Source organism: Arthrobacter sp. NPDC093125, assembly GCF_044754225.1.
In the GTDB taxonomy this organism is placed as follows: Bacteria; Actinomycetota; Actinomycetes; order Actinomycetales; family Micrococcaceae; genus Arthrobacter.
Genome location: NZ_JBIVOQ010000004.1, coordinates 1 through 12,593 on the forward strand (window position 1 = coordinate 1; position 12,593 = coordinate 12,593).

Below are 12,593 nucleotides of genomic sequence, written 5' to 3' on the forward strand. Positions count from 1 at the left end.
AACCAGGCTGCACAAAATTTGAAACCAGCCAAAACACCAGACCACACCCACAGGGGCAGGCGCAGCCCGGCAATTCAACCAATTTAATAAAAAATTGGTATCAACAAACTTGGCACACTATTGAGTTCTCAAACAACAGACACATTCGAATACTTCTCGAAGCAGACTTACAATTCAATTTGTAATCTATATTCGCTTCGCATTTCTTCGCTGCGATGTTTACAGCTTATTTCATTCATTTTCACTTTGCAAATCCGGGTTGTTTTCCCGTTATTCACCCAGTGAGCCGAATCCGCCCATAACAATAGGAAGCTTTTCCTCATTTCATGCTTCGCATATGAAGAATTGCTTCTCAGTTGAAGGGGGTTGTTCACCGCTCAGCGGCGGCGACTCAAAAAACAATACACGCTCCCCCAGGGCCGCGCAAATCGGCCCCGGGGAAGCGTGCAGAGGGTAGTAACTGAGGTGCTAAACGCCCGATACCTGGACCGTGGCGAGGTTCTTTTTCCCGCGGCGCAGCAGCAGGTATTTTCCGTGCAGCAGCTGCGATACGGGGATCACCGCATCTGGATCAGAGACTTTCGCGTTGTTCACGTAGGCGCCGCCTTCGCCGACAACCCGGCGCGCTGCCGACTTGCTCTCGGACAGCCCCGAGGCCACGAGCAGGTCGATGATGCCCAAGCCGGCACCGTCCACGGAAGCTGAGGGCAGCTCCGAGGTGGCGGCAGCGAGGGTCTGTTCGTCAAGCAGGGAGAGGTCGCCGTTACCGAAGACGGCAGCGGATGCCGCGATGACCTTCTCGGTTGCATCGACGCCGTGAACCAGTGAGGTCACTTCGTAGGCCAGCTTCCGCTGCCCCTCGCGTGCGAACGGACGTTCAGCAATCGATTCGGCCAGCGCCTCGATCTCGGAACGGTTCAGGAAGGTGAAGACCTTCAGCCGGGGTACGACATCCGCGTCCGCCGTGTTCAGCCAGAACTGGTAGAACGCGTACGGGCTGCACATCGCCGGATCCAACCAGATGGCGTTGCCTTCACTCTTGCCGAACTTTGAGCCGTCCGCGTTGGTGATGAGCGGAGTCCCCAGGGCGTGGACGCTCTTGCCCTCCACCTTCCGGATGAGTTCCGTGCCGCTGGTCAGGTTGCCCCACTGGTCGGAGCCGCCGGTCTGCAGCACGCAGCCGTACTCGCGGTACAGCTCCAGGTAGTCCATGCCCTGCAGGATCTGGTAGCTGAACTCGGTGTAGCTGATGCCCTCCTCGGAGTTGAGGCGGGACGCGACGGCGTCCTTGCGCATCATCGTGCCGACGCGGAAGTGCTTGCCCACCTCACGCAGGAAGTCGATGGCCGAAAGCGGCGCGGTCCAGTCGAGGTTGTTCACCATGCGCGCGGCATTCGCACCTTCGAAACTGAGGAACCTGCGGACCTGCGCCTGCAGGTAGCCGACCCACTCGGTGACGGTGTCCTTCGTGTTCAGGGTGCGTTCCGCCGTCGGCCGCGGATCACCGATCAGCCCGGTGGATCCGCCCACGAGGCCCAACGGCTTGTGCCCGGCCAGCTGCAGGCGCCTCATGAGGAGGAGCTGGACCAGGTTGCCCAAATGCAGGCTGGGAGCGGTCGGGTCGAATCCGCAATAGTACGTGACCGGGTCTCCGGCGAGCAGTTTCTCCAGTTCCACCTCGTCGGTGGAAACGTGGACAAGGCCGCGCCATTTGAGCTCCTGCCAGATGTTGGCGAAGCTGGGGTCGTTCTGCTGGGATTCGAGGTCGTTTTCGTGTGACACGCTTTCTAAGGTAGCAGGATCGGGGGTCCGGAGCGCTCTGTGCCGGACACCCCGAACGCCAGGCACCCCGGACCGCGCCGCGCGGGCTGATGCCCGCGGACCGCTTAGCGTTCGATGCCTGCGGGGACTTCCGCTGCTGCGATAAGGCGCAGCCGCTGCGTGGGCCTGGTCATGGCGACGTAGAGGTCTCCCACCCGGCCGTGCTCATGGTTGAGCATGGCGGACGGCTCAAGGACCACCACTGCGTCGAACTCCAGCCCCTTGGCTTCCCTGGGGCTGATCACCACGACATCCTGTTCATAGCTGCCGGCACCGGTGCCGATGCGGCGCCCGTAGACGGCGCGCAGGGCAGAGGTGGCCTCCGGCAGGAGGCGGTCGTCGGCAATCACGGCGAGCAGGCCGCCGTCGATCGCCTCCAGCTCCCCTGGAAGCACCTCAACCAGGCGGTTCACAATCTCGCCGGGCGCGACCCGGTCGATGATGGGCGCCCAACTGCCCTCGCGGACTGCCTTGGGCGCGGACACCACGAGGCCGGCAGCGTTGGCCATCCGCGCAGCGGCTTCAGCGATCTGCGACGGCGTCCGGTAGTTGACGGTGAGTTCCTCGAGCTGCCAGCGCCTGCCGAACATCGGCGCCAGGGCGCCTTGCCACGACTTGGCTCCAGCCACCGAGCTGGTCTGCGCAATGTCCCCCACGATGGTGAAGGACTTCAGGGGGCAGCGCCGGACAAGGAGGCGCCACTGCATGGGCGAGAGTTCCTGCGCCTCATCCACCACGATGTGTCCGAAGGCCCAGGTGCGGTCGCTGGTGGCGCGCTCGGCGGCGGTCAGTCGTGCCTCGCGCTCCTGGTTCTGCTCCACGAGCTCCTCTGCGGACATGAGGGCATCGACCCCGGCCGCCTCCATGTTGACGAGCGTCTGGCGGGCGTTCGCGAGATCGCGGGCACGGTCGTGCTCCTGCTGTGCGAGCCCCCGGCCAGCTGCGGGGTCGAGCTCCCCAAGGAGTTCAGCTGCCTCGTCGAGGAGGGGCACATCGGACTCGGTCCAGGGTGCGTCGGGGGCGCGGAGCAGGAGTTCGCGCTCCCTGGGAGTCAGGTGCGGCGTGCAGGCCTCCAGGATGGCGGGCTTGCTCAGCAGTTCACCGACGAGCTTTTCCGGCGTCATCGGCATCCAACAGAGGTTGAGCGCGATGCGGACGTCCCGGGCAGAGCGGACGTCCTCGGCCAGATATGATCGGTCGGCGTTGTTGCCGATGTTGCCGGCTTCCACCAGCTCCGTCAACTGCTCGGTCAGCTCGCGAAGGAGGATCTTCACGAACGTGAGCCGGGCCTCATTGTGCGGCTTGCCGGTGGAGCGTGCGCGGTCACGGGCACGGCGGACCTGCCGCGGCGTGAGGGTCAGCTTGCGGCCGTCGACTTCGAGGATGCGGTTCTCTGCGGGGAGACGCTGCCGGTTGGCGACGGCATTGGCGATGACGTCAGCCATGTCCAGCCGCCCCTTGATGGCCGCCACTTCCGCTTCCTGCTCAGGCACGGCGTTGATGCCGGGCATGAGCCGGCCAAGGCTCGCCATGACCACGCCCGTTTCGCCGAGCGACGGCAGGACGCGCTCGATGTACTTCATGAAGGACGACGACGGTCCCACGAGCAGCACGCCGGCGGTCTTGAGCCTGTCCCGGTGCGTATAGAGGAGGTACGCGGCACGGTGCAGCGCCACGGCGGTCTTGCCGGTTCCCGGGCCGCCCTGAACCACGAGCGCGCCGGAGATGGAGGACCGGATGATGCGGTCCTGCTCGGACTGGATGGTGCCCACAATGTCGGACATCCGTCCGGTCCGCTTGGAATTCAGGGCAGCGAGCAGGGCGCCCTCCCCCTGCAGGGAGTCGCTGTCTGCGAGCATGTCGGGGTCGAGGACGTCGTCTTCAATCGCCTTGACCTCGCGGCCCTGCAGGATCAGGTGCCTGCGCCTGCGTACACCCTGGCGGTCAAATGCCGTGGCCTGGTAGAAGTGGCCGGCCTCCGGAGCGCGCCAGTCCACCATAAGGCGCTGCAGGTCATCGGTGGTCAGGCCGATGCGCCCGATGTACTGCGCTTCACCGGAGTCCAGGTCCAGCCGGCCGAACACCAGGCGGTCGTCGACGGCGTCCAGCTGCGCCAGGCGGTCCTCGTACAGTGCGGCGAAGGCGTCGCGTTCGGAGACGTTCTGCATGGTGCCAACTGCTCCGGCGCGGCGCACCTGCGCCAGCTGGGCGCGCTTTTCCGCGCGCAGCTCATCAAGCCGTGCATACAGGCCGGCAACATAGTCCCGTTCGTGGGCCAATTCGGCGTCGAGCATTAACGTTCCCCTATCGCAAAAGACAGACCGTCCATTCTACAACCATTTTTACGAACGCGCCCTTGGCTTGCCGGTATTTGCGGGGCTGGCAGCGTGCCACTCCCCCCGCGCGCACCGGTGGGCCGGCGAGTAGGACGAACTGGAGGGGTCAGGTGCGGGCGGCGCGCACCTTGGCTGCCTTGTACCGGGAGACTGTTGGGTCGCCTGTGAGCCAGAAGCGCCACGGGTAGTCGTGGGATCCCCCGTCCCCCGCGACACCTACGCGTGGTCCGGAGCTGACGTCCCCAGCCGGGACAGTCGCCAGCTCCAGGCCGAAGGGGTGAACGAGCGCATCGCGGCCGCTGTCCGCCGTCGTCAGTCCCAGTGCCGTGGCCAGGCGGGCGGGCCCGCTGGCAAGATCCTTCGGCGATCTCGACGTCGGCCGCCTCGCCGCTGCCAACGGCAGCCCGTCCACCACTTCCCCCGCCCGCAGCAGCACGGCGGAGGCGTGACCGTCCGGTCCGCAGACGAGGTTGGCGCAGTAGTGCATCCCGTACGTGAAGTAGACGTAGAGGTGGCCGGCGGGGCCGAACATCGGCGCGTTGCGGCGGGTGGGTCCGCGGAAGGTGTGGGAACCGGGGTCAGGGTGCAGGGAGTCCCCCGGCCCCATGTAGGCCTCCAGTTCGGTGATCCGCACGGACACGCACCCCTCCGGGCTGTGATGGGTAAGGACGGACCCGAGGAGCAGGGGTGCCACTTTCCGTGCGTCCCCGGTCAGGAATTCCCGCACCTCATTCCGCTGGAGCTCGTTATGCATGCTCCGACTTTACCCATATGCCGACTCACGGCCATGTCCGATTTCCGCTAGCCGCCCCTCCTGCAGGCTGGCAGGATGGATTCATGGACTTCTGGCAGCGCTACCGTGCAATCGATGCGCGGGACACCCGTTTCGATGGGCAGTTCTACACGGCGGTGCGGAGCACGGGCATCTACTGCAGGCCTTCCTGCCCGGCGAGGACGCCGAAGGCGGAAAACGTCACGTTCTACGAGACGTCGGCTGCCGCCCATGACGCCGGCTACCGTGCCTGCAAGCGCTGCCTCCCGGAAGCGGTGCCCGGCACCCCGGCCTGGAACCTGCGTTCGGACATTGCGGGACGGGCCATGCGCCTCATCAACGACGGCGTAATCAACCGCGACGGCGTCGAGGGCCTGGCCGCACGGCTGGGATATTCGTCCCGGCAGCTAAACAGGATCCTCACCCACGAACTCGGCGCCGGCCCGCTCTCCCTCGCCCGGGCGAGCAGGGCCCAGACAGCACGGACACTGCTCGTGTCCACGTCGATGAAGCTTGCAGACGTCGCGTTTGCCGCCGGGTTCAGCAGTGTGCGCCAGTTCAACGAAACCGTGGGCGAGGTGTTCGCCATGACACCCACGGCCCTGCGTGCCACGGCGCACCGTCATCCGGCGCCGGCAGCCTCCACGGCGCTTACGTTGAATCTCCCCTATCGTGAGCCGTTCGATCCCGGCATCTTCAGCTTCCTCGCGGTCCGCGCCATCCCGGGAATCGAGGCCGGAACAGCCACGTCCTACGCCAGGACCCTCCGGCTGCCGCACGGCGACGCGCGATTCACGGTGGAATACACCGGCCCGGACAACAGCGGTGCCGGAACCAACGCTGCGGAATACAAAACCGGGGATCGCAACACGGCGGCGTACGACGGCGGCAGCCGGGGGCGGTCCCTGGTCCTCACCATCGGCGCGGTGGATCTGAGGGATCTGCCGGCCCTGCTGAGCAGGGTCCGCCGGCTTTTCGACCTCGACGCCGACCCTGTCGCCATCGACGAGGCGCTGGCCGCCGATCCCCGTCTTTCGGCATCTGTAGCCGAGGCTCCCGGGATCCGCATGCCGGGCGCACTGGACCCGCACGAACTCCTGATCCGGGCCATGGTGGGGCAGCAGATAACTGTGGCCGCTGCCCGGACGGCGCTCACCCAGCTGGCGGCGGCGGGCAGCCCCAGCGCGGTCCCCGGGGAAGGGCTGGACAGGCTGTTTCCCAGACCGGAGCAGATTGCGGTCAACGGCAGGGAATTCCTGCGGGGGCCACAGCGCAGAACGGATTCGCTGCTGGCTGCAGCCGCAGCTCTGGCCGCCGGCGACCTGGAACTGGGATACGGTGATGACCTGCCCGGCCTTCATTCCAAGCTGCTTCCGCTGGCCGGCATCGGACCCTGGACCGTGGGATACGTGGCCATGCGGGTCATAGGCGCTCCGGATGTTTTCCTGGGCAACGACGCCGCAGTCCGCAACGGCATCCGCAACCTCTCCCCAGGGGTTGCTGCCGGCTCTGGTGCCGGGGCTGCCCATGGCCTGTCTTCCGGGTTCAGCGGCTCTCCTGATTTCACCGACGTCAGCCCGTGGCGCTCATACGCCACCATGCACCTCTGGCGCGCAGCGGCTGTCCCGAAATCCGCCCGCACTCCGAAGACCACCACGACAACAACTGCGGCAAAGGCAATGACATGACAAGCCAGTACAAGATGACAAGCCAGGACTTCAAAGGAAAAGGAATGGCAGTGGGGCTTACGGAAACGGCCGGCACTGCGCAGTTGCTGACCATGGCCACTCCGGACGGACCGTTCACGATCATCGCCCGGGACGGCGTGGTACTGGCTTCCGGCTGGACCGCGGAAGTGCAGGAACTCACCGGACAGATCCACCCGGCACTGCTGCCCGCCGCCTATGAGAGCGTTGAGTACCTCGGCGCCATCTCCTCAGCGGTGGAAGCCTTCTATGCCGGAGATCCTGCGCCTGCCATGAATGTTCCGGTGCTCCAGAGGTCGGGCCCCTTCCGGGCCCATGCCTGGGACGTGCTGCGGACCGTCAGCCCGGGAGCGCCTGTGACCTACACGGAGTATGCGGCGCTGTCGGGAAACTCAAAGGCTGTGCGGGCGGCGGCCAGCGCATGCGCACTGAACGCCGCAGCACTGTTCGTACCCTGCCACCGCGTGGTCCGCACAGACGGCACCCTGGGCGGATTCCGGTGGGGCCTGAAGGTCAAGGAAAGCCTGCTCGCCCGTGAAAAGCAGGGGCTGGCAGCCGTTTGAACGACGTGCGCTTCCTCAGCCCCGTGGTTGCTCACCGGAATCGTCCTCTATCCAGTCATCCTGTGGCTGGGCCAATGCGGGAGATTCCTCATGCGGCGATGAATTGGGCCCAGTCGGGGAAGGGATCCACTGGCAGCGGATCTAATGGCAAGGCATCCACCGTCAGTGGATCTGGTGGCGGCGGCGGATCGAGGCCCCCGAGGCTATCCGGCCAGCCTGGACTGTCCGGTTCCTTGATCCTGTCCGGCCAGTCGGGGCTCTCCGGTTCCTCGAGGTTGTCTGGCTCGAGATTTTCTGGCCAGTGGGGTGGTTCCCAGTCCTGTTGTTCGCTGGGGTAGTAGCGGCCGGTCGGTGAGATCCACCCGGGTGGCCTGTCATGGTTTGCGCCGACCGGCCTCCAGCGACTGCTGTGTTTGAGGCGGTGATGCCGGGGGCATGCCTGGCCGAGATTAAGGATGCCGGTGTTCCCGCCGTCGGACCAGGCGAGGAGGTGGTCTGCTTCGTTGTCGAGGGACGGGTTGTTGCAGGCGGGGAACGTGCAGCGCGCGTCGCGGAGCCGGAGCCATTGGCGCATCGGGGTGGTCAGCCGGTAGCTGGTGCGGCCGATCTCCAGCGGCGCGCCGTCGCGCGGATCGACCAGCACCCGCAGGAAGGAGGTCGCCCCGTCTGCGACGAGCTTTCGTGCCATTGATGCCGGGATGGGGCCGTACCCGTCGAGGGTGGCCGGTTCCTCCCCGGCGCCGATCAGCGAGAACACCGGGACGGTGACCAGCACCTGCGCCGTAGGGGACGGGGTTCCGTCGGCGACACCGCGCAGCAGCCAGCCTTCGGTGACGTCCGCGCGCAGCTGCGTCAACGTCCTCGATTCGCCCGGACCCTGCAGGGCCCGGGCCGCGTCGGTAACCCGGTTCCAGATGGCGGCCGCGGTGTCCGCGGGCAGGTACGCCGAGAACCAGGCCATCCCGTCCCGGTCCGGGGTGTACTCCACCCGGCGGTCCGCGGCGCTTCTGCGGTGGCGGGTTTCGATGCTGACCGGGTGGTGCCGTTCCCGCCAGGCGCGTACCTTGGCGCGGAACCTGCCCGGCACCAGGTCCCCGGCCGGGCAGCCGCGGGCGGCGCCGGGTGCGTCCGGATCCAGGAAGTGGGCTTCCAGGGCCGCGGCGGCAGCCGGTTCCAGGTTGGCTGCTTCATCGCACAGGATCCGTACGTGCATCCAGGAAATAGTCCCGGATCCCAGCGCGGCCAGCGCCAGCGGCCGCCCGGTGGTCAGGGTGCGGGCGTCGGACAGCAGGGCATTGGCGGTGCGTTCACTCACCGTCAGCACGCCGGCGACCTCGGCGGTCACGGCCATCTCCCGGGCGGTGCGCTCCTGCGGGGAACGAGCCTGCGCCGCCAGGGCCTCGGCAGCGGCGGCGTACGCGGCGATGAGCTGAACCTTCAACGCCGCCAGCCGGGCTTCCAACCCGGCCACCCCGGCCAGGCCATCCAAAAACGCGTCCGCCTGATCCCGCAAAGGATCGTGATGTGAAGGAGAGTCAGCGCTGATCAGGGGGACAGCGCCCGCCGCGGCCGCGTTGCCGTCGCCGGCCCCGCCGTCGGCACTGGCGACAAAACCAGCAGGGCGGAGAGCAACAGCCAGCGCAGCAACGGAGGACTCTATGCCCTCCAACGTCTCCCCAACCGCCGCGTCATCCATACCCACAGCATGCCAGCAGGCACCGACATTAAAGCGTCTCTGGGGGAGCACCCTCACCTCGCCGCCACTAAGTATGTCGCCAATAGGGAAACACGACCTAAGGCGTGGGCACTCCGGAAGGCCATGGCAGCAATTCCGGCAGGTCCACGCTGTCGGCGGCGGCCGACGCGCGCAGGCTGCCCAGCGTAGGTTCCCGCCCGGCGAGCCACGCGGCGATGTCCGTGACCATTCCACTGACCACGATGGAGCGCCCGCCGGTGCCGATCGTCACAGGAGGCATGCCCAAAGGCTGCAGCACGAGTTTCTGGTCTTCAGGTACACGTGCTGACAGGAAGCTGAAGAGGTGCTCGCAGAAGTGCCTGCTCCAGGTCTCCGGACCGCGTCCTGTGCCGAGATCCGAGGCATGGATCACGAGCTCGCGCCAGAGTGCGAGGCCGCCGTCGAGCACCACTCCCCCGCGGTAGGAGATCGGTGCCTGCCAGCTTCCTGCTCCCGATGAAGCGTCGATTGAATCGAAGGCGCGCAGCGCCCGTTCCAGCGCTGCATCCAGGTCCGCGCGGTGCTGCTCCAGGGCGTGTCCGGCGCTCATTTCGATCGCCTTCGTGCGGCCGTCATAGCCGCCGTCGTACAGTTCGACCGTTTCGCCGCGCGCCGCGAATTCGACCTGCCGCGCCATGGCGTTGCAGATGCCGGTGATGTGCGCCAGGACGTGGCCCCGGCTCCAGCCCGGCAGCGCGGAGGGTGCCGGGACGTCCGCGTCGGTGAGCTTCGCTGCCAGGGAGGACACGACGTCGGCCGCTTTGTGGAGCTCAGCGCGCACAGTGTCGGGTGTGATTGCGTCAGGTGTGATTGCAGTCATGCCGCCATCGTAGCGGAGGGCTAATCACCGCTAACGCGCACGAGATGGCACGTCAGGGCAGTAGTTTCGAAAAACATTGCCGCGACGTGCTCCCCACCGGCTCCCGGCCTTCGCGAGCTCAGGCCGGGTCCCTCGCCGGCGGGGCACATCTCGGATCGATTGCTAGCCTGCGTACTCCCGCACGCCGGCAAGCTCGCCTTCCAGGGCGGCCAGCTGGCGTTCGACGGCGGCCGGTGCGGTGCCGCCCTGCGAGTTGCGGCTGTTGAGGGAACCCTCGGTGCTCAGGACCGTGCGGACCTCGGGAGTCAGGTGCTCTGAAATTGAGGCGTACTCCTCGTCCGTCAGGTCCCAGAGTTCGACGTCGCGGCTTTCGGCCTGCTTCACCGCGGCGCCGGAGAGCTCGTGCGCCTCACGGAACGGAACGCCCTGGCGGACAAGCCATTCGGCGATATCCGTGGCCAGCGCGAAACCCTGCGGAGCCAGGGATTCCATCCTGTCGGCGTTGAACTTCAGTGTTGCGATCATGCCGGACACGGCAGGGAGCAGCAGCTCCAGCGTGTCGGCGGCGTCGAACACCGGCTCCTTGTCCTCCTGCAGGTCGCGGTTGTACGCGAGCGGCAGGCCCTTCAGGGTGGCAAGCAGACCGGTCAGGTTGCCGATCAGTCGTCCGGCCTTGCCGCGCGCAAGTTCAGCCACGTCCGGATTCTTCTTCTGAGGCATGATGGACGATCCGGTGGAGTAGGAGTCGTGCAGCGTGACGAAGGAAAACTCCTTCGTGGCCCACAGGATGACTTCCTCGGAGACCCGCGAGAGGTCAACGCCGATCATGGCCGCGACCCAGGCGAATTCGGCGAAGACGTCGCGGGAGGCGGTGCCGTCGATCGAGTTGTGGGATGCGGAGAAGAAGCCCAGGTCCGCGGCGACGGCCTCCGGGTCCAGCCCCAGTGAGGAGCCGGCGAGGGCGCCGGAACCGTAGGGTGAAACACCGGCGCGCTTGTCCCAGTCCAGGAGCCGCTGCACATCACGCAGCAGGGCCCAGGCGTGGGCCAGGAGGTGGTGGCTGAGCAGGACGGGCTGGGCGTGCTGCAGGTGGGTGCGGCCGGGCATGGCCACGCCCTGGTGCGCCTTCGCCTGGTCCACCAGTGCGTCGATCGTGGCAAGCACACCGCGGGCGATGATCCGGGCATGGTCCCGCAGGAACATGCGGCCGAGGGTGGCCACCTGGTCGTTGCGCGAGCGGCCGGCACGGAGCTTGCCGCCCAGCTGCGTGCCCGCACGCTCGATCAGTCCGCGTTCCAGCGATCCGTGAACGTCCTCGTCGGACTCCGCAGGCAGGTAGGCGCCGGAGGCCACGTCAGCGTCCAGCTGCTTCAGGGCAGCCAGCATGCCTTCCAGCTCGGCGTCGTCCAGCAGCTGTGCCTTGTGCAGCACACGGGCATGTGCCATGGAGCCGGCGATGTCGTAGCGCGCCAGGCGCCAGTCGAAGTGTGTGGACTTGCTCAGCGCCGCCAGTGCGTCCGCGGGGCCGCCGGCGAACCGGCCGCCCCAGAGCGCACCCTCGTTGGTTGCCGAAGCCATTACTTTCCTGCGACGCGGATGTCGCGGCCGGAGGCAACCTTGGCGGACATGCCCCACAGCTCGATGAATCCGCGGGCCATGGACTGGTCGAAGGTGTCACCGGTGTCGTAGGTGGCGAGGTCGAAGTCGTACAGCGAGGTGTCCGAACGGCGGCCGTTAACGATCGCCTGGCCGCCGTGCAGCACCATGCGGATGTCGCCGGAGACGTAGCGCTGGGTGTCCTCGATGAAGGCATCCAGGGAGCGCTTGAGCGGGGAGAACCACTGGCCGTCGTATGCCAGTTCGGCCCAGCGCTGGCCAACGGTGGCCTTGAAGCGGGCCTGTTCGCGCTCGATCGTGATGTCCTCGAGGTGCTTGTGCGCGGTGATCAGCGCCATGGCGCCCGGTGCTTCGTAGATTTCCCGGGACTTGATGCCGACCAGGCGGTCCTCGACCACGTCGATCCGGCCCACGCCCTGGGCGCCGGCGCGGCGGTTGAGTTCCTTGATGGCCTGCAGCGGGGTGACCTTCACGCCGTCGATCGCTACCGGAACGCCGGCTTCGAAGGTGATGGTGACTTCATCCGGGGCCGGCGGGAATTCCGGGGCGGCGGTGTAGTCGTAGATGTCCTTCGTGGGGGCGTTCCAGATGTCTTCGAGGTAGCCGGTTTCGACGGCGCGTCCCCAGACGTTCTGGTCGATCGAGTACGGGTTCTTCTTGGTCGTCTCGATGGGCAGTCCCTTTTCCTCGGCGAAGGCAATGGCCTTGTCGCGGGTCAGGGCGAGGTCGCGGACCGGTGCGATGCACTTCAGGTCCGGGCCGAGGGTCTGGATGCCGACTTCGAAGCGGACCTGGTCGTTGCCCTTGCCGGTGCAGCCGTGGGCCACGGTGCTGGCGCCGAACTCACGGGCGGCCTTGACCAGGTGCTTAACGATGACCGGACGGGAAATGGCGGAAACCAGCGGGTAGTGGCCCTGGTAGAGGGCGTTGGCCTTCAGCGTGGGCATGCAGTACTCGTTGGCGAACTCGTCGCTCGCGTCAGCCACGTAGGCCTCGACGGCGCCGCAGCCCAGTGCGCGCTGGCGGATGGTCTCCAGTGATTCGCCGCCCTGTCCGACGTCCACCGCGACGGCGATGACCTCGGCACCGGTGGCTTCACCGATCCAGCCGATGGCTACGGAAGTATCGAGGCCACCGGAGTAGGCCAGAACAATACGCTCAGTCACGTCAAATGCTCCTTAGTTGTTTGGTTGAACTTGTTTTTCGTCTGATGAAGAGCCTGT

At 66.5% G+C, this 12,593-nt stretch carries 10 protein-coding genes; 3 read left to right on the forward strand and 7 right to left on the reverse strand.

Going from position 1 to position 12,593, the window contains the following annotated elements:
- Positions 1 to 185, forward strand: a 185-nt coding sequence (locus ACIP9X_RS09625; protein WP_400479512.1) for a hypothetical protein, incomplete at its 5' end; no start/stop codon positions are given.
- Between the two features lie 283 nt (positions 186 to 468).
- Here the strand turns inward: ACIP9X_RS09625 and tyrS are convergent.
- From tyrS to ACIP9X_RS09640, 3 genes are all read right to left on the reverse strand, one after another.
- Positions 469 to 1,782 (reverse strand): tyrosine--tRNA ligase, encoded by a 1,314-nt coding sequence (gene tyrS / locus ACIP9X_RS09630; protein ID WP_400479513.1) that lies wholly within the window; start codon positions 1,780 to 1,782, stop codon positions 469 to 471.
- Positions 1,783 to 1,886: 104 nt separating this feature from the next.
- Positions 1,887 to 4,115 (reverse strand): HelD family protein, encoded by a 2,229-nt coding sequence (locus ACIP9X_RS09635; RefSeq protein ID WP_400479514.1) that lies wholly within the window; start codon positions 4,113 to 4,115, stop codon positions 1,887 to 1,889.
- 148 nt (positions 4,116 to 4,263) lie between these two features.
- A complete protein-coding gene (locus tag ACIP9X_RS09640) occupies positions 4,264 to 4,911 on the reverse strand; it encodes a DNA-3-methyladenine glycosylase (protein ID WP_400479515.1) in 648 nt (215 codons plus the stop codon).
- Between the two features lie 83 nt (positions 4,912 to 4,994).
- On the opposite strand from ACIP9X_RS09640, the gene ACIP9X_RS09645 reads away from it, so the two are divergent.
- Positions 4,995 to 6,617, forward strand: coding sequence for a DNA-3-methyladenine glycosylase 2 family protein (locus ACIP9X_RS09645; RefSeq protein ID WP_400479516.1), 1,623 nt, complete (start codon positions 4,995 to 4,997; stop codon positions 6,615 to 6,617).
- A gap of 44 nt (positions 6,618 to 6,661) precedes the next feature.
- Positions 6,662 to 7,198, forward strand: a complete 537-nt coding sequence (locus tag ACIP9X_RS09650) for a methylated-DNA--[protein]-cysteine S-methyltransferase (RefSeq protein WP_400479870.1) — start codon at positions 6,662 to 6,664, stop codon at positions 7,196 to 7,198.
- 88 nt (positions 7,199 to 7,286) lie between these two features.
- On the opposite strand, the gene ACIP9X_RS09655 is transcribed toward ACIP9X_RS09650, so the two are convergent.
- From ACIP9X_RS09655 to ACIP9X_RS09670, 4 genes are all read right to left on the reverse strand, one after another.
- The gene (locus ACIP9X_RS09655; RefSeq protein WP_400479517.1) at positions 7,287 to 8,894 is read right to left on the reverse strand and encodes a DUF222 domain-containing protein; all 1,608 of its coding nucleotides are present in this window, start codon (positions 8,892 to 8,894) and stop codon (positions 7,287 to 7,289) included.
- A 97-nt stretch (positions 8,895 to 8,991) separates the two neighbouring features.
- Positions 8,992 to 9,753: a maleylpyruvate isomerase family mycothiol-dependent enzyme gene (locus ACIP9X_RS09660; RefSeq protein WP_400479518.1), complete on the reverse strand. Its 762-nt coding sequence runs from the start codon at positions 9,751 to 9,753 to the stop codon at positions 8,992 to 8,994.
- Positions 9,754 to 9,915: 162 nt separating this feature from the next.
- Positions 9,916 to 11,331: an argininosuccinate lyase gene (gene argH / locus ACIP9X_RS09665; RefSeq protein ID WP_400479519.1), complete on the reverse strand. Its 1,416-nt coding sequence runs from the start codon at positions 11,329 to 11,331 to the stop codon at positions 9,916 to 9,918.
- Entirely contained in the window at positions 11,331 to 12,536 is a 1,206-nt protein-coding gene (locus tag ACIP9X_RS09670) for an argininosuccinate synthase (protein ID WP_400479520.1), read from the reverse strand. Before ACIP9X_RS09670 ends, argH begins: the two co-directional genes overlap by 1 nt.
- Positions 12,537 to 12,593 lie beyond the last annotated feature (57 nt).

Coding starts and splice junctions, on each gene's coding strand:
- ACIP9X_RS09635 (WP_400479514.1), bottom strand. CDS start 4,115: ATGCTCGACGCCGAATTGGCCCACGAACGGGACTATGTTGCCGGCCTG.
- ACIP9X_RS09640 (WP_400479515.1), bottom strand. CDS start 4,911: ATGCATAACGAGCTCCAGCGGAATGAGGTGCGGGAATTCCTGACCGGG.
- ACIP9X_RS09645 (WP_400479516.1), top strand. CDS start 4,995: ATGGACTTCTGGCAGCGCTACCGTGCAATCGATGCGCGGGACACCCGT.
- ACIP9X_RS09650 (WP_400479870.1), top strand. CDS start 6,662: ATGGCAGTGGGGCTTACGGAAACGGCCGGCACTGCGCAGTTGCTGACC.
- ACIP9X_RS09655 (WP_400479517.1), bottom strand. CDS start 8,894: ATGGATGACGCGGCGGTTGGGGAGACGTTGGAGGGCATAGAGTCCTCC.
- ACIP9X_RS09660 (WP_400479518.1), bottom strand. CDS start 9,753: ATGACTGCAATCACACCTGACGCAATCACACCCGACACTGTGCGCGCT.
- argH (WP_400479519.1), bottom strand. CDS start 11,331: ATGGCTTCGGCAACCAACGAGGGTGCGCTCTGGGGCGGCCGGTTCGCC.